We start from the raw sequence: 15,555 nt of genomic DNA, 5'->3' as shown, positions 1-15,555 counted from the left end.
AACGCAATCTGCGCGCGAGATGTACCGGCCACGCCCGCGACACCGGTATGGCGTGCATCATTTCGACATCGGCTGGGTATCTCTTTCCGTAATGTCTGTACTGTGACTTCGCAATTGCGGTCGGGTGCTAAAAAGGCGTTCTGGCGCGACAATGATGCGGACCTGCGTGAGGAGGAATCCCCCCAATTGGCGCCCGCGAGATCTAGCAAGAGCCGCGGTCAGGGAGGGCCGATGACGATGCGGCGAGGCGGGCTCGTGGGCCGTGCGGTGCTGACGCTGGCCGCCGCGGTAGTGCCCGTGGCGGTGGCGCCGGTTGCGGTGGCGTCGCCGGAAAGCGACGCCGACGCCGCTATCACCGCGGCATGGGAAGCTGGCGGTGGCGCCGATTCGCGTCTGGGCCCCAAGCAGGGCCAGGTCTATGCCGTCGGCGACGGCTTCGTCCAAGACTTCGCCGGCGGCAAAATCTTCTTCACGCCCGCGACCGGGGCCAGATCGTTGTATGGGCCGATTCTGGACCTATACGAATCACTGGGCGGACCGGCCGGCAGCGATTTGGGCTTCCCGACCATTAGCGAAGTACCTGGCCTGGCCGGACCGGACACGTTGGTCAGCACGTTCTCCGCGAGCGACAAGCCCGTGATCTTCTGGTCGGCTGCCCACGGCGCGTTCGTGGTGCGCGGCGCCATGAACGCCGCGTGGGACAAGCTCGGCAGCTCGGGCGGGCCGCTGGGCGTTCCGGTCAGCGACGAAACCTACGACGGCGAAAACGCGACCCAGTCGTTCAGCGGCGGACGCGTGTCATGGAACCGGATGACGAAGGTGTTCACCACGGTTCCACCGGAGTTGGCGCAGCAACTGACCGGCCTTCAGGTGCCCATCGATGCCACGGCGGCGATCAACACAGCGTGGCGCGCAGCCGGTGGAGCGACAGGTCCACTGGGCGCCAAGCAAGGCGGACAATACCCGGTGGGCGACAACGGAGTAGCCCAGAACTTCGTCGGCGGGAAGGTCTTTTTCAGCCCGGCCACCGGGGCCAACGCCGTAGAAGGCGACCTGTTGGCGAAATACGAGTCACTCGGCGGGCCAGTCGGCAGCGACCTGGGCTTCCCGACGGCAAACGAAACCGACGGCGGCATCAAGCCGGCCAGTCGCATCAGCACTTTTTCCGCCGCGGACAAGCCGGTGATTTTCTGGACACCGGCCCACGGTGCCTTCGTCGTGCGCGGCGCGATGAAAGCCGCGTGGGACAAGCTCGGCGGCGCGAAAGGCAAGCTCGGCGCGCCGGTTGGCGATCAGACGGTGAACGGTGACGTGGTCTCGCAGAAATTCACCGGCGGCACCATCTCCTGGAACCGCGCCACGAACACCTATGCCGCCGAGCCGCCGAGCCTGGCGTCGTCGCTGTCAGGTCTGCAGGCGCCGGGCCAAACCCAGCCGAGCCGACCCGTCATGCCCGCTGGCGGAAAAACGACCTGGCGCTGGTGGTGGCTAGCGGTAGTGGTCCCGGCGTTGCTCGTGGCGGGTCTGCTGGTGTCGGCGACGCTGTGGGCGCGTCGGCGCAGGGTCGCCGCTCGACGCGCCATTAGCCGGGAAACCGCCCGCGATGTTGAACCCCCGCGCCCCGCATCCGTGCCGACCACCGACGACCAGTGGGCGATTGAGCCCGGGCGTGACCTCGGCTTGTCACCGTTCGCCCCGGGGTACCCGCAGATGCCGGGTCATCCCCAGCCGGTGGCCGCACCGGATCAGCCGGCGCCCAGCACGGATCGGATGCCCAGTGCGCGATACGCAGCGCCACGAGCGGCCGGCACCGAGCCTGCGGGCGGGGCACCCGCGCGCTTCGAGGACGAAATCGGTGTGGACGACCCCGACGCGGTCGACACCGCCCCCACCCGCATTCCGTCGGAGGCCCAGGTGCGCACGACGGGACGGCATGCGGCCGTCGAAACCGACGACGCCGACGCGCGGACTGCGGCCAAGCCCACGATCCATCTTCCGCTGGAGGATCCGCGTGAGGCGCCGGAGGGGTATCCCGTCAAGGGCAATGCCAGCTTCGGCCTTTACTACACGCCCGACAGCAAACTCTACGACGACGCCTTCGCCGAACTCTGGTTCGCCAGCGAAGAAGTCGCCCGTGCCAACGGCTTCATCAAGGCCCGCTAGGCGGGGCCTGGACTATGTCAGATCTTGCGGATGACGGTGACGACCTTGCCCAGGATCGCGGCGTCGTTGCCGGGGATCGGGTCGAATGCCGGATTGTGCGGCATCAGCCAGACTTGACCGCCGGTGCGTTTGAACGTCTTGACGGTGGCTTCGCCGTCGATCATCGCTGCGACGATGTCGCCGTTGTCGGCCACGTTTTGCTGGCGCACCACCACCCAGTCGCCGTCGCAGATCGCGGCGTCGACCATCGAGTCGCCGACGACCCGCAGCAAGAACAACGCACCCTCACCGACCAGCTCACGCGGCAGCGGAAACACGTCTTCGACGGCTTCCTCGGCCAGAATCGGCCCACCCGCCGCGATGCGGCCCAGCACGGGGACGAATGTCGGTTCGGGCAAGGCGTCCGAGCCGGAAACGTCGGTGAGAACAGGCGCTGCGGAGTCGTCGGCTCCGCGGACGTCGACCGCCCGCGGGCGATTCGGGTCGCGTCGCAGATAGCCTTTGCGCTCAAGCGTGCGCAGCTGGTGAGCCACCGACGAAGTCGACGTAAGCCCTACCGCGTCACCGATCTCGCGGATGCTCGGCGGATATCCACGGCTGGTGACCGAGGCGCGGATGACTTCCAGGATGGTGCGCTGCCGCTCGGTCAGCGCTGAATCCGCAGCTCGCGCGCGGCGGCCGATGCCGGTGGGGGTGTCGGTGCTATCGCTCATAGCCCCTTAATGTAGCCCGATATCGACCGATCCTCAAACATTTGTTCGACACGTGTCGCGTCGTGTTGCCTTGCCGGTCGGAGCACCCGCGATATGGCTCGGGAAGTTGTCGGTGCCATCGCTTACAGTTCAATGGCTTCGCAACGATTCGATCACGCGTTCGGAGATTTGCATCAAATCGAACGCACGAGCGAATACAGTCGAACATGCGATCGACCATGACAGGACGGGAGGACCCCATGACGCTCATCCAGGCAACGCGGCCGACCATCGGGCATTCGGGCAGGCCAACGCGGGCGGGCTGCCCGGACGCGGGGCGACGACCTGGACCGCCCCGCCCGCGGGTTGCTCCGCCGCGTTACCGCGGAACCGGGATGTGGATGTCCACGGCGCCACATCACCGGCGTCCGATCGGGCCCGCCACGACGGTGGGCCTTGCCTTGCTGGCCGCATTGATCACCCTGTGGTTGGGGGTGATCGCCCACTTCGGCGAGACGGTCGATGGTGCCAAGCCTGGGCCGCTGCCGGCTCGGCTCGCGGTGGTGCGCGTCGATGCCGGCGAGACGCTGCCGCACCTAGCCGCCCGCGTGGCGCCCGACGCTCCGGTCGGCCAGGTCGTCCAGCGCATCCGGGAGCTGAACGACCTGCGGTCGGCGACGCTGACCGCGGGCCAAACGCTGATCGCCCCGGTCGGCTGACGCGCCGCGATGCAGCGCGAAACCAGCGCGGGCCCAACGGGCGTCGGTGGTGGTGGCGGTGAAAATCTGCCGCGCACGGCGGTCGTGGCCCTGGCGCGGAGCTCGCAGGTAATCTCGAAGTGGTTTGAGATCTGCCGGCAGGACGAAGGAGCGGTCATGCACTGTCCGTTCTGCCGCCATCCTGATTCCCGGGTCGTCGACTCCCGAGAGACCGACGAAGGCCAGGCGATTCGGCGCCGCAGGTCGTGCCCGGAATGTGGGCGGCGCTTCACCACCGTGGAGACAGCGGTGCTGGCTGTCGTCAAGCGCAGCGGCGTCACCGAACCGTTCAGCCGGGAAAAGGTGATCAGCGGCGTGCGCCGGGCATGTCAGGGCCGCCAGGTCGACGACGATGCACTGAATCTGCTCGCCCAGCAAGTCGAAGACACCGTGCGCGCAAAGGGGTCGCCGGAAGTCCCCAGTCACGAAGTCGGCTTGGCGATCCTCGGTCCGCTGCGTGAACTCGACGAGGTGGCCTATTTGCGGTTCGCATCGGTGTACCGGTCGTTTACCTCGGCCGACGACTTCGAGCGGGAGATCGAGGCGCTGCGGGCACACCGCAAGGTGTCCGCGCCGAACTGAGCGGCCGTGGACCGGGCCCCCAACACCTCATCGTTAGGCTTGCGGCATGCCTGCTGAGCTACACCCCGACCTCGAAGCATTAGCGCCGCTGCTGGGCACCTGGGCGGGTCGTGGCTCGGGCAAGTATCCGACGATCGAACCGTTCGAATATCTCGAAGAGGTGGTGTTCTCTCACGTCGGCAAGCCTTTTCTGAGCTACGGACAAAAAACCAAGGCGCTCGCCGACGGCGCGCCGCTGCACGCCGAAACCGGGTACCTTCGCGTGCCGCAGCCGGGCCGGGTGGAGCTGGTCTTGGCCCATCCCAGTGGGATCACCGAAATCGAGGTGGGCACCTACTCGACGACCGGTGATGTCATCGACATCGAGATGGCCTCGTCGGCGATCGGGCTCACGCCGACTGCCAAAGAAGTCACCGCACTGGGCCGGCATTTCCGCGTCGAGGGCGACGAGCTGCGGTATTCGGTGCGGATGGGTGCGGTCGGGCAGCCGCTGCAGGACCACCTGACCGCGGTGTTGCGCCGCACGGGATGACCGGGCTTGGGTGGTGTTCACACGACGTGCATTACACCGTCGCTGACGACGCGGCCGGCGATTCGAACCCAACCTTCGGGGTTCCAGGTGGTCTGGATGACCGAGCCTTTGCCCTGGGTGATGGTGAGGTCGCGGCTGAGGTAGTCGGTGATCCGCACAGCCGCCGCTCCGGTCGCTTCGTCTTCGGGCACACCGACATTGCCGGCGAACATCCGCGCACGCACCAGTCCGGCAGACTGGTCGGTCCAGGTCCACAGGTAGTGCTGGACGTCGTCGGGGTAGTCCGCAGGGCTGGCGGCGAAAAGCTCCTCGAGCGAATTTAGGTCGTGGATGGCGAATTCGGGCGCCCATTCCGAGCGTGCGCTGACCGCGGTGAGTTCACCGACGTAGCTGACCTGCACGATGCCGGCCGGTACCTGCAGGGTGCGAATCGGCATGCCCTGCTCGCGAAGCCACCACGAAGCGCCAACAGTCGGGTGGCCGGCGAACGGAAGCTCGGTCAGGGGCGTGTAGATGCGCGCGTGTGCGGTGGTCGAGCCCGGTGTGGGCACATCGACGAAAATCGTTTCACTGTAACCTAATTGGCGTGCCAGGCTTTGTCGACGCCGCGGTTCCACGGTGCTGGCATCGATAACAGCCAGGGGATTTCCAAAGTTGCCCTGAGGATCGGTGAACACGCGTAGCACCGTGACGTCGATCGCCATGGGCTGACTGTACGACGTGGCGGCCGCGGGTGATCTAGGTGGCGCTGCGTTCGTCGGCGCCGATGGCGTTGAGTACCGCCATGCGGGTTCCGACCGGGCCGGAGACGGTGCGTTCGCCGCCGCCGGTGCGCAGCATTTCGCGGAGCATGTCTTGGTCGTATTCGGCCGGCTCGGTCGTATCGATAAAGCGCTCGATCACCTCGATGAAGCGGTCGGGATCGTCGTGAAAAGGAAAATGCCCGGAGTTTTCGAAGATCTCCAACTGTGAGCCGGGCATCGCCGCATGCGCCATCCACGCATGGCTGACCGGCACGACCACGTCATCTGTTCCCCAAATGATTTGCACTGGAACGGATTTCGTCAAATAACATCGATCCAGCATGGTCACCATCTGGCCGCGCCAATCCACCACTGCCCGCAGCGTGCGGGTGAACGCCGACGACGCCTTGGGCTCAGGCAAGTCGGCCAGGATTCGCAGCACGTCCGGCAGGTCGCGGCCCAGGGCGGTCGATCCGAACAGCCTTCCCGCAGCACGTCCGGCGATCTGCAGCGACGGCAGCACCAATGGCAGCCGCAGCAACGCCAGAGCTTCACCGCCCATGGGCAACGACGCCCAGCGCAAGACAATGTTGACGTCCCTGGTGACGCCGCCGGTGGCGACCAGGACTAGCCGTTCGACCAATTGCGGGAACTGGTAAGCAAATTGCATAGCCACCCCGCCGCCGAGCGAATGACCCACCACGGTGACCCGGTCGATGTCGAGGACACTGAGCAGATCCCGCATGCCGTTGGCGTATGCGGCCACCGAGTAGTCGGCGCGGGGTTTGTCGGACTGGCCGTGGCCGAGCAGATCGGGCGCAATGACGGTGAAACGCTGTGCGAGCTTGGCCTGCACCATTTCCCACGTGGTGGAGTTATCCGCGATCCCGTGAATCAGCAGGATCGCCGGCCCGGAGCCGGCGATTCGGAACGCCCGTCGATAGCCGTGGATGGTGCGAAATTGGAGTGACGGCGTCACCTCGCGCACCGGCCGGAGGTGGGGCTTCCGCTTGCTCATGTCGCCAACTCCGTCGTCGGGCCGGGCCGGACGCTCAGCTCGGGTCGTCGTCCTTGCGTTTCTTCTCTGCCTGCTGGGCCAAGAACCGCTCGAACTCCGCGCCGAGTTCGTCACCGCTGGGCAGATCTTCGTCGCGCGCCAGCAGTGACCGGTTCTCCTGTGCGGCGACGAAAGCATCGTACTGGCGCTCCAGGGCGGCCACCACTTGAGCCACCTCGGCGCTGGCCTCAACCTGCTCGTCGATCTTTGCCCGGATCTCGGCTGCCGCCTCGGCCAGCGCCGTCAGCGGGAGCTCGAGTGCGCCTGTCTTGGCGACCTGCTCCAGCAGCGCCTGGGCCGCGGCCGGGTAGTCGGTCTGGGCCAGGTAGTGCGGGACATGCACGGTGAATCCGACGACCTCGTGGCCGTGCTGGGCCATCCGGTATTCCAGCAAGTTCGAGGCGCTGCCGGGAACCTGCACCTCGGCGATCCACGGCGTGAAGTCGGCGATGAGCTCACGGTTGTTGGAGTGCGCGGTCATCGTGATCGGCCGCGTGTGCGGGACCGCCATCGGGATCGTCCCCAAGCCGATGGTTTGCCGCACCCCCAGCCGCTCGGCGAGCAGGCGCACCGCGGTGACGAAACGCTCCCACTTCAGATCCGGCTCCATGCCGGCCAGCAGCAGAAACGGTGTCCCGACGCTGTCGTGCAGCGCATACAGACTCAGCTCGGGATCGTCGTAGTCGGTGAAGTGGTCGGTCTTGAACGTCATCAGCGGCCGGCGCGAGCGGTAGTCCAGCAGCTCATCGATCGCGAACGATGCCACCAGCTCGGTGTCCAGGGAATTCTTGAGATGGGCTGCGGCCAGTCGGATCGCGTGACCGGCGTCGGAGAAGCCCTCCAACGCGTGCACCAAGACCGGGCCTCGACCGTCAGGCGACGACAACTGCGGCGCCGGCAACTCAAGCTGGTACATCCCCGTTTGCTCGGGTTGGTAGGGCTGCTTGTGTTCGTCGGCCATCGTTGTGCCTCCTCACCACGGCGCTGAATCGCGCCACGTCACCAGTTTCCCTCAAATCGACGGGTGCCAAGAATCTAATTCAGCACACTAGTTAGCCCGCCTGTATGTTCGAAACGCGGTGGCCTGGGGCAGCATTCCATACCCCGATGCTGGTGTCGGGTCCGGGTCGTCGGCGACGCCTCGGGCATGATGTACACCGATGCGGGCCATGGCGGTGATGGGGGTTGTACCGGTCAGCCTGGCGTTGCTGCTGTCGGCCTGCGGCCCGCCGGCAAGTCCCACGGTCACCTCCAGGGTGCGGGAGATGCGCGCCAGCCACCCCGTCGCGCGTGTCGTCGCCGGTCCGGTCGCGCCCGACCCGCGGGTGGGCGCCTTCTTCTTGGCCGGCGGTGACTTGCATACCTGCACAGGGTCCGTGCTCGACTCGGTCGGGGGTGATCTGGTGCTGACCGCCGCGCACTGCCTAGGCGGCGGCACCCAGCCGACCTTCGTCCCGGGTTTCGGTGGGCATACCGCGCCCGACGACACCTGGACCGTTGACGCGGTCTATCTGGATCCGCGCTGGATCGCCGGCCGTGATCCGCACGCCGACTACGCGATTGCAGCCCGATCAGCGGCCCGTTGAGCAGGCAACCAGTTCGACCCACAGTGCTGAATTCATCCACAGCCGCACCGCTGGGCGACCTCGCTTGCCTGCCGGTTGACGGTGCTGCAGACCAGCGTGTGGCCCATGACGACACATCGATCCGACTTTGAACTCGATCGTCCCGGCACGCTGATAGCCGCGTTACCGGCCGTCCTCGGTTTCGTGCCGGAAAAATCGCTGGTTCTGGTGTCGATCGACGGCGGCGAAATGGGCGCGGTGATGCGTGTCGATCTGTCCGCTGATCTTGCCGAGCGGGTCGGGCAGCTCGCCGAGGTCGCCGCGGCGGCTTCGCCCGAGGCCGCGATCGCGGTGATCGTCGACGCCGATGGGGCCCGTTGCCCGGTGTGCGCGGACGAATACCGCGAACTCTGTACAGCGCTCAACGACGCGCTGTCGCAACGCGACATCGTGTTATGGGCCGCTCATGTGGTGGATCGGGTGGCCGCGGGTGGACGCTGGCGCTGCGTCGACGGTTGTGGGTCCGCGGGTGTCGTCGATGATCCGTCGTCGTCGCCGCTGGCGGTGGCTGCCGTGCTGGACGGGCGGCGACTCTACGCTCGCCGGGCCGACCTGCAGGCCGTCATCGCGGTCGACGACACGGCGGACAGCGCCGAGTTGGCGGCAGCGATCGCCGAGCAGTCGGCGTCACGTGAGCAGGCGCAGCGCGGCGATCCCGACGCCACAGCACGTCGCGACATCAAGGAGCTGGTCGACGCGGCGGCGCGTGTTGCCGACGCACACCAGCTGTCCATATTGGAGCTGGCCAGGCTGGGTTGTGCGCTGAGCGATGTGCAGGTCCGCGACACGATGTATGCCCTTGCCATCGGTGTCGACGCGGCCGCGGCGGAGTGCTTGTGGGCGGTGTTGTCGCGCAGTCTGCCCGAACCCTGGCGGGTCGAAGCGCTGGTGCTGCTGGCGTTCAGTGCCTACGCCCGCGGCGACGGCCCCCTGGCCGGCGTGTCGCTGGAGGCGGCACTGCGCTGCGCACCCGGCCACCGGATGGCGGGCATGCTCGACCAGGCGTTGCAGTCAGGTCTGCGGCCCGAGCGGATTCGCGAACTGGCGCTTACCGGTTACCGGCTGGCCGCGCGGCTCGGCGTGCGGCTGCCGCGGCGAGCATTCGGTCGGCGCGCGGTGTGACGGTTAGACCTTTTCGACCTTGACGGCGTGTGCCATCTCGTGCGGCAGTGTCACATTTTCGTGACCCGGTATCACGATGGTCACCCCGCCGCCAGGGTTGGTCTCCACGGTCACGCGTGCATTGGGTACGACGCCCGCGTCCTTGAGTCGGGTGATCAGGTCGATATCGCCTTGGACGTGCTCGGTGAGCTGGCGGACGACCACGGCCACTGGCGCGCCCGACGGCAATTCAGTCAGCCGCACCAGGTTGGCGTCCTCGGCGCCGAAACCCGGTCCCACACCAAGGTCCTTCAGCCCGGGAATCGGGTTGCCGAACGGGGACGTGGTCGGGTTGTTGAGCACTTTCACAAGCCGGCGTTCGACGTCTTCGCTCATCACGTGTTCCCACCGGCAGGCCTCCGCGTGCACTTCCTCCCACGGCAACCCGATCACATCGACCAGCAGCCGTTCGGCCAGCCGGTGCTTGCGCATCACGGCGATAGCCAGCGCGCGGCCTTTTTCGGTGAGTTCCAGGTGCCGGTCGCCGGCCACCCGCAGCAACCCATCGCGCTCCATTCGCGACACGGTCTGGCTGACGGTCGGACCGCTCTGCTCAAGCCGTTCGGCGATCCGCGCGCGCAGCGGCGTCACGCCCTCCTCTTCGAGGTCGTAGATCGTCCGCAGGTACATCTCGGTGGTGTCAACCAGCTCGTTCATTCCGCACCCTCCATCGCCGCCGAGTCTACTTGCCGAGCTGCGGGAATGGTTTACGAACACTCAACGGCAACACGATGCCCGCCGCGACCCGCGGCGGGCATCTTTGCTCGTGTCAGCCGGTGTTCCTAGCTGGCGTACGAGCGCAGCCGGTCGGCGCGCTCGCCGTGGCGCAGCTTGGCCATCACCTCGCGCTCGATCTGGCGGACCCGCTCACGCGACAAACCGAACAGCTTGCCGATTTGATCCAGCGTCCGCGGTTGCCCGTCATCCAGCCCGAAGCGCAACCGAACCACCTGTTGCTCGCGCTCGTCGAGGGTGGCCAGCACGCTGCGGATGTCGGTGTGCAGCAGCTCGGCGATGACCGTGTTCTCCGCCGACGCCGCTTCGGCGTCCTCGATGAAGTCGCCCAATGGAGCCTCCTCGTCGGAACCGACCGGCATATCCAGACTCACCGGGTCCCGGCTGTGCTCCAGCAGATCGTTGATCTTGTCGATCGGAATGCCAGATTCCTCGGCCAGCTCCTCGTCGGTGGCTTCGCGGCCCAGGTTCTGGTGCAGCTCCCGCTTGATGCGGGCCAGCTTGTTGACCTGCTCGACCAGGTGAACCGGCAGGCGGATGGTGCGGCTCTGGTCGGCCATGCCACGAGTAATGGCCTGGCGGATCCACCACGTGGCATACGTCGAGAACTTGAATCCCTTTGTGTAGTCGAACTTCTCCATCGCACGGATCAGGCCGAGATTGCCTTCCTGGATGAGGTCCAGCAGCGGCATGCCGCGGCCGGTGTAGCGCTTGGCCAGCGACACCACCAGCCGCAGGTTGGCTTCCAGCAAATGCCGGCGCGCCGCCTCACCGTCGCGGACCACCATCGCCAGTTCCCGCTTGCGGTTCTCCCCGAGGCGCTTCCGGGTCTCCAGCAGATACTGGGCGTAAAGCCCGGCCTCGATGCGCTTGGCGAGCTCGACCTCGTCGGCGGCATTGAGCAGCGCCGTCTTGCCGATGCCGTTCAGATACACGCGCACCAGGTCCGCGGCTGGGCTCTGAGCATCCAGATCGCTGTCAACCCGGCCTGTGGTGGCATTTGCCATAGCGCCCTCCCGATCGGCTTGAACTGTCATGTGGTCCAACGACCAACCCACGTGATGAGTTCCCACCGGCGGGCTATCTCACACCGGTTGACGTGCGCGAATGCGCCGACGACCTGAGAATGTCCTGAGAACTGCGGCGAGTGACCGGTTATGCGGAACCGCCATGCGCCGGCGGTGGCGACTCCGGTTGCGGCGTCGACGGTCTGCGTGGCTCGAGCGCTGGACGTTCGGCGGTCGGGAATAGCGGCGTGCGGCGCCGCGTGCTGTCGAAGCGCCGGGGTTCGTCGGCGCGGCGCGGCGGCCGGTCGTTGGCGATCAACACCGCCATCCACGGCAACGGCACCGAGACGGCCACGATCAGCAGTGAGATCAAGCCGTTGTGCCACATGCCGTAGGCGAGTGCCGCTAAAACAAGTGCCGGGACCCGAAACGCCATCAGCGTGAGGTACTTGCGCACCCGCTCGCGGTGCTGCACTTCGTATGGCGGCGCGGCGGCGGTGATGAGGACTGGTCGACCATCGTCGTCGAAACCCGGCTCCGAGCCGTGCTTCATTTCTCCACTGTCCCATACTTGGCGGATCACGGCACAACCGGTTTCGGCAGCCGGTTTCCGGCACAATATGAGCTATGCAGACCCAAACGATCGAACGCACCGACACCGACGAACGCGTCGACGACGGGACCGGCAGCGACACCCCTAAGTACTTCCACTACGTCAAAAAGGACAAAATCGCTGAGAGTGCGGTGATGGGCACCCATGTCGTCGCCTTGTGCGGTGAGGTGTTTCCGGTCACCCGCTCGGCGAAGCCGGGCTCTCCGGTCTGCCCGGAGTGCAAGCGAATTTACGACAGGCTCAAAAAGGACTGACCCGCTCGTCGTTTTACGGCTCGAGCGGCGCGCCGCTGACTTCTAGCACCGCAGACATCTCGGTCAGCTTGGCTTCGTGCTTTTTGGCGTGATGCTGGCAGAAAAGAAGCTCAGCGCCGGACGGAAGCTTGGCACGCACACGGGCGGCGGCGCCGCACCGATCGCACCGATCAGCCCTGGTGAGTTCCGGACTGGTCAATGTGGCGTTCATAGCTTCTCCCCGTTCCTGGCGTATCTTTACTGTCTCAGACGTTGCGGGCTTCCGCGTTGTTCCCCAGTGGTTACCCGCTGTGTCGTTTCTCACGCCCGCTGCGGTTGCTCTCCGGGCAGGGTGGTGGCGTGAAACCTGGAGTGCTGGTGCATCTGTGCCCGGCGCTTGAGTGGTCGTCTGCTCAGGACTGCGGATACGTTCGCCCGGGCTCGCTGGCCAGCGCGGGTTTCGTCCATTTGTCGACGCCGCAGCAGGTCCACCTGCCCGCCAACCGGCTTTATCGCGGGCGTCAGGACGTGGTGCTGCTGCACATCGATCCGGGCCGGCTCGATTCACCGGTGCGTTGGGAGCGAGGCGAGTCAACGGACCCGGCGTCGATGTTGTTCCCGCACCTGTATGGCCCCTTGCCGGTCGCCGCTGTGATCAACGTCACCGCTTACCGGCCCGGCCCGGACGGCGCATTCCCGCCGCTGGACGACTCGACATAGGCGTCGGCCTCGATTTCGACCAGCAAGTGAGGGGAGATGAGAGCCGAGACCTCGACCATGGTGGCCACCGGGCGGATCTCGCCGAACACATCGGCATGCACCGCGGCGACCTCCCGCCAGCGCGAGATGTCGGTCACGTAGATGCGGGTGCGGATAACGTCGGTCAACGACGCGCCGGCCTCTTTCAAAGCAAACTCAATGCGGCGCAAGGCATCTCGGGTCTGAAGGCCAATGTCATCGGCTGGTCCGGCACCGGTGGTGCCGGCGACGGCGACGTGTCGGCCGACACGTACCGCTCGGGAATAGCCGACGGTTGTCTCGAAATCCGAACCCGTCGACACGTGAATGCGGTTGGCTGGCATGCGGTCACCGTAGGCAGCCACACCGCCTTCGATCCAGCTCTCAGTCCAGATAGTCGCGCAGCACTTGGGAACGGCTGGGGTGACGCAGCTTCGACATCGTCTTGGACTCGATCTGGCGGATGCGTTCCCGAGTGACCCCGTAGACCTGGCCGATCTCATCAAGCGTGCGCGGTTGGCCGTCGGTGAGACCGAAGCGCAGCCGTACTACGCCGGCTTCCCGCTCGGAGAGCGTCTCCAGCACCGACTGCAATTGGTCCTGCAGCAGAGTGAACGACACCGCGTCGACGGCCACCACGGCTTCGCTGTCCTCGATGAAATCGCCAAGCTGCGAATCGCCCTCATCGCCGATGGTCTGGTCGAGCGAGATCGGTTCCCGGGCGTATTGCTGGATTTCCAGAACCTTCTCCGGCGTGATGTCCATTTCTTTGGCGAGCTCCTCCGGAGTGGGTTCACGGCCCAGATCCTGCAGCAGCTCACGCTGAATGCGGCCCAGCTTGTTGATCACCTCGACCATGTGCACCGGTATCCGGATGGTGCGTGCCTGGTCGGCCATCGCCCGGGTGATGGCCTGGCGAATCCACCACGTGGCGTAGGTGGAAAATTTGTATCCCTTGGTGTAGTCGAACTTTTCGACCGCGCGGATCAGCCCCAGGTTGCCTTCCTGAATCAAGTCTAAAAACGCCATGCCGCGGCCGGTGTAACGTTTGGCCAGCGAGACCACTAGACGCAAATTCGCTTCCAGCAGATGGTTTTTCGCCCGGTCGCCGTCGCGGCAGATCCACATCATGTCGCGCCGCAACGCGGTCGGCAGCTTCTCGCCGCGCTCGGCCGTCTCGGCCAACAGCTGGCTGGCGTAGAGGCCGGCCTCGATCCGCTTGGCCAGCTCGACCTCTTCCTCGGCGTTGAGGAGCGCCACCTTGCCGATCTGCTTCAGGTAGGCGCGAACCGAGTCCGCCGATGCGGTGAGTTCGGCGTCTTTGCGCGCCTGGCGCAGCGCCTCCGACTCGTCTTCATCCCAGACGAAATCGCCTGAAGCCTTGTCCTTTTCGCTTGGCTCAGCGATCTCTTCGTCCTCGTCGACGGTGTCATCAACGGCCATGGTGGGCGCGGCCACGTCGACGTCGTCGGTGTCGGCTTGGTCGAGGTCGACGTCCGCACCTTCGGCTGCGACGTCTTCGAGGTCGTCGAGGCTCAGGTCAGCGGCATCGATATCGAGGTCCTCGGGTTCGATGTCGGCGTCCGGTTCCCCCTCGAGGTCCGGTTCCACGTCGAGATCATCGACCGCGGAATCCAGCGCGTCGGCAACGACTTCGACATCCTTTGGCGCGGCGGTCTTCTTCGTGGCGCGGCTTCGCGCCGATGTGGGGGTGGCAGCCTTGGCCGGGGTGCGGCTCTTTTTCGTGGCTTGGGCTTTCGTGGTCTCGGCGCGTTTGGCGCCGCCGCCTTCGCGGCGCGTGGAGTTGTCTTGCTAGCGCGGGTGGTGTTCTTAGCGGTCCGCGTGGTAGCGGCGGAGCCGTGGGTGGACTTCGCTGCGGACCGTTTTGCCCCGGCCTTGGCGGGGGCCTTGGTGGCGGTGCGTTTCACCGGCTCATCGGTTGACGGGCTTGCCTTGGTCGCTGCCACGTACACCCCTTCGGTCGGACTCACTTCCGGTGCGCTTGGGCGTGCTTGACCGAAAGTATCGGTTATGTCGAATGTCGGCGTGGATACGCGCCGCTATCGGTTCAGGCGGCCGCCGCTGACCATTGTAACGACAGCCCGCGCTCCGACCCGGCTGAGCGGGCAATTTCAATGCGTGACGTCTGTGGTCGCCGCCATTGCCGCGCCGACAATGCCGGCGGTGTTCTGCAAGGCGGCCGGCACCACCGGGGTCCGGTTGGTGAGCAGCGGCACCCACTTGTCGGCCTTGCGGCTAATGCCGCCGCCGACGATGAACAGGTCAGGCCACATCGCATTCTCGATCGCCACCAGCACCTTGGTGACCTGCCGGGCCCATTTCTTGTAACTCCAGCCGCGCCTTTCCTTGACCGATGACGCCGCCCGGTGCTCGGCCTCCTTGCCACCCACCTCGAGGTGTCCGAATTCGGTGTTGGGCAGCAACTTTCCGTTGTGGATGACCGCCGACCCGATCCCGGTTCCGAAGGTGAGTAACACCACGACGCCGGATTTGTCTTTGCCGGCGCCGTAGCGTTCTTCAGCTAGCCCCGCCGCGTCGGCGTCGTTGAGCACGGTGACCTGTTGGCCGTTGAGTTCGGTGCTGATGACGTCGCGCGCGCTGATGCCGATCCACGACTTGTCCACGTTGGCCGCGGTCTGCACGACACCCTCGGTGACGACCCCGGGGTAGGTCACGCCGAGCGGCCCCGACCAACCGAACTCGTTGACAATCGCCGCAATCGTCTTGGCCACCGCCGCCGGAGTGGCAGGTTGGGGGGTGCTCAGTTTGAACCGGTCGCCGATGAGCGCCCCGGTGGCCAGGTCGACAACGCCGCCCTTGATGCCGCTGCCGCCGACGTCGACGCCGAACCCGCGTTGCGGCTGTGTGCTGCTGGTCATCGGATCTCCTCGACGA

The 15,555-nt window shown here is 66.1% G+C and carries 18 protein-coding genes and 1 pseudogene; 8 read left to right on the top strand and 11 right to left on the bottom strand.

Annotation, left to right across the window (positions count from 1 at the left end; translation table 11 throughout):
- The first annotated feature begins 231 nt into the window (after positions 1-231).
- Entirely contained in the window at positions 232-2,163 is a 1,932-nt protein-coding gene (locus MYXE_RS15110; RefSeq protein WP_050947626.1) for an LGFP repeat-containing protein, read from the top strand.
- Between the two features lie 17 nt (positions 2,164-2,180).
- Here MYXE_RS15110 and lexA read toward each other — a convergent pair whose 3' ends face one another.
- Positions 2,181-2,876: a transcriptional repressor LexA gene (gene lexA, locus MYXE_RS15105; RefSeq protein WP_085193757.1), complete on the bottom strand. Its 696-nt coding sequence runs from the start codon at positions 2,874-2,876 to the stop codon at positions 2,181-2,183.
- Between the two features lie 239 nt (positions 2,877-3,115).
- Between lexA and MYXE_RS15100 the strand changes: the two genes are divergently transcribed.
- The 3 genes from MYXE_RS15100 to MYXE_RS15090 all read left to right on the top strand — a co-directional run bounded on the left by MYXE_RS15100 (position 3,116) and on the right by MYXE_RS15090 (position 4,727).
- Positions 3,116-3,574 (top strand): LysM peptidoglycan-binding domain-containing protein, encoded by a 459-nt coding sequence (locus tag MYXE_RS15100; RefSeq protein ID WP_039889478.1) that lies wholly within the window; start codon positions 3,116-3,118, stop codon positions 3,572-3,574.
- Between the two features lie 156 nt (positions 3,575-3,730).
- The gene (gene nrdR / locus MYXE_RS15095; protein ID WP_003919116.1) at positions 3,731-4,195 is read left to right on the top strand and encodes a transcriptional regulator NrdR; all 465 of its coding nucleotides are present in this window, start codon (positions 3,731-3,733) and stop codon (positions 4,193-4,195) included.
- 46 nt (positions 4,196-4,241) lie between these two features.
- The gene (locus MYXE_RS15090) at positions 4,242-4,727 is read left to right on the top strand and encodes a peroxynitrite isomerase (protein ID WP_003919115.1); all 486 of its coding nucleotides are present in this window, start codon (positions 4,242-4,244) and stop codon (positions 4,725-4,727) included.
- A gap of 17 nt (positions 4,728-4,744) precedes the next feature.
- Here MYXE_RS15090 and MYXE_RS15085 read toward each other — a convergent pair whose 3' ends face one another.
- The 3 genes from MYXE_RS15085 to MYXE_RS15075 are packed head-to-tail and all read right to left on the bottom strand — an operon-like array spanning position 4,745 to position 7,488.
- The gene (locus MYXE_RS15085; protein ID WP_085193760.1) at positions 4,745-5,431 is read right to left on the bottom strand and encodes a PhzF family phenazine biosynthesis protein; all 687 of its coding nucleotides are present in this window, start codon (positions 5,429-5,431) and stop codon (positions 4,745-4,747) included.
- 34 nt (positions 5,432-5,465) lie between these two features.
- Complete coding sequence (locus MYXE_RS15080; protein WP_003919113.1) at positions 5,466-6,488, bottom strand: alpha/beta fold hydrolase; 1,023 nt, start codon at positions 6,486-6,488, stop codon at positions 5,466-5,468.
- A 34-nt stretch (positions 6,489-6,522) separates the two neighbouring features.
- Positions 6,523-7,488: a proteasome assembly chaperone family protein gene (locus MYXE_RS15075; RefSeq protein ID WP_003919112.1), complete on the bottom strand. Its 966-nt coding sequence runs from the start codon at positions 7,486-7,488 to the stop codon at positions 6,523-6,525.
- A 199-nt stretch (positions 7,489-7,687) separates the two neighbouring features.
- Between MYXE_RS15075 and MYXE_RS15070 the strand changes: the two genes are divergently transcribed.
- The gene (locus MYXE_RS15070) at positions 7,688-8,113 is read left to right on the top strand and encodes a trypsin-like serine peptidase (RefSeq protein WP_174893205.1); all 426 of its coding nucleotides are present in this window, start codon (positions 7,688-7,690) and stop codon (positions 8,111-8,113) included.
- A 105-nt stretch (positions 8,114-8,218) separates the two neighbouring features.
- Positions 8,219-9,274, top strand: a complete 1,056-nt coding sequence (locus MYXE_RS15065; RefSeq protein WP_003919110.1) for a DUF4192 domain-containing protein — start codon at positions 8,219-8,221, stop codon at positions 9,272-9,274.
- 3 nt (positions 9,275-9,277) lie between these two features.
- Here MYXE_RS15065 and ideR read toward each other — a convergent pair whose 3' ends face one another.
- The 3 genes from ideR to MYXE_RS15050 form a co-directional block, all read right to left on the bottom strand.
- A complete protein-coding gene (gene ideR / locus MYXE_RS15060; RefSeq protein ID WP_003919109.1) occupies positions 9,278-9,970 on the bottom strand; it encodes an iron-dependent transcriptional regulator IdeR in 693 nt (230 codons plus the stop codon).
- 125 nt (positions 9,971-10,095) lie between these two features.
- Positions 10,096-11,055, bottom strand: coding sequence for a sigma-70 family RNA polymerase sigma factor SigB (sigB, locus tag MYXE_RS15055; RefSeq protein ID WP_003919108.1), 960 nt, complete (start codon positions 11,053-11,055; stop codon positions 10,096-10,098).
- A 148-nt stretch (positions 11,056-11,203) separates the two neighbouring features.
- Complete coding sequence (locus MYXE_RS15050) at positions 11,204-11,608, bottom strand: DUF3099 domain-containing protein (RefSeq protein ID WP_003919107.1); 405 nt, start codon at positions 11,606-11,608, stop codon at positions 11,204-11,206.
- Between the two features lie 74 nt (positions 11,609-11,682).
- On the opposite strand from MYXE_RS15050, the gene MYXE_RS15045 reads away from it, so the two are divergent.
- Positions 11,683-11,922, top strand: coding sequence for a DUF3039 domain-containing protein (locus MYXE_RS15045; RefSeq protein ID WP_003919106.1), 240 nt, complete (start codon positions 11,683-11,685; stop codon positions 11,920-11,922).
- A gap of 13 nt (positions 11,923-11,935) precedes the next feature.
- On the opposite strand, the gene MYXE_RS15040 is transcribed toward MYXE_RS15045, so the two are convergent.
- Positions 11,936-12,133: a DUF7455 domain-containing protein gene (locus MYXE_RS15040; RefSeq protein ID WP_003919105.1), complete on the bottom strand. Its 198-nt coding sequence runs from the start codon at positions 12,131-12,133 to the stop codon at positions 11,936-11,938.
- A 128-nt stretch (positions 12,134-12,261) separates the two neighbouring features.
- Between MYXE_RS15040 and MYXE_RS15035 the strand changes: the two genes are divergently transcribed.
- On the top strand, positions 12,262-12,621 hold the full coding sequence (locus MYXE_RS15035) for a DUF952 domain-containing protein (RefSeq protein ID WP_039889475.1): 360 nt from the start codon (positions 12,262-12,264) through the stop codon (positions 12,619-12,621).
- Here the strand turns inward: MYXE_RS15035 and MYXE_RS15030 are convergent.
- The 3 genes and pseudogenes from MYXE_RS15030 to ppgK form a co-directional block, all read right to left on the bottom strand.
- Entirely contained in the window at positions 12,570-12,983 is a 414-nt protein-coding gene (locus MYXE_RS15030; RefSeq protein WP_085193873.1) for a RidA family protein, read from the bottom strand. The genes MYXE_RS15035 and MYXE_RS15030 overlap by 52 nt on opposite strands.
- A gap of 40 nt (positions 12,984-13,023) precedes the next feature.
- Positions 13,024-14,426: pseudogene (locus MYXE_RS15025) on the bottom strand (RNA polymerase sigma factor); the annotation flags it as partial.
- Positions 14,427-14,771: 345 nt separating this feature from the next.
- Positions 14,772-15,539 (bottom strand): polyphosphate--glucose phosphotransferase, encoded by a 768-nt coding sequence (ppgK, locus tag MYXE_RS15020; protein ID WP_085193762.1) that lies wholly within the window; start codon positions 15,537-15,539, stop codon positions 14,772-14,774.
- Positions 15,540-15,555 lie beyond the last annotated feature (16 nt).

The organism is Mycobacterium xenopi, from assembly GCF_009936235.1.
Taxonomy (GTDB): Bacteria; Actinomycetota; Actinomycetes; order Mycobacteriales; family Mycobacteriaceae; genus Mycobacterium; species Mycobacterium xenopi.
The sequence above is the reverse complement of the archived record's forward strand: the minus strand, read 5'-3'. Positions and strand labels throughout refer to the sequence as shown.